Source organism: Priestia sp. SIMBA_032 (assembly GCF_046535215.1).
Lineage (GTDB): Bacteria > Bacillota > Bacilli > Bacillales > Bacillaceae_H > Priestia > Priestia aryabhattai.
On record NZ_JAWRXD010001536.1, the window covers coordinates 1 to 237 of the forward strand.

At 67.1% G+C, this 237-nt stretch carries 1 protein-coding gene; it reads left to right on the forward strand.

What is annotated here, in order from left to right; all coding sequences use genetic code 11:
• On the forward strand, positions 1-237 hold a 237-nt coding region (locus SB717_RS39425), incomplete at both ends, for a hypothetical protein (protein WP_486360827.1).

Here is a 237-nt window from a genome sequence, read left to right on the forward strand (position 1 = left end):
GCAGAGCCCGCTGCAACTCGGCCTGAACCTGCTCCGGTCGGGCGACCTCGCGGGCGACATCAACGAGATCCGCGGAGCAGTCGGCGAACTGGACTCGGGCGCAAATCAATTGAGCAACGGCCTGGTCGAGTTGAGCAGCGGCGCCGACGAACTGTCCGCAGGCACGGAAAAACTGTCCGCAGGCGCCGGCGAGCTGTCCGAGGGACTCACCACCGGACTGGACGCGCTACCCACCTG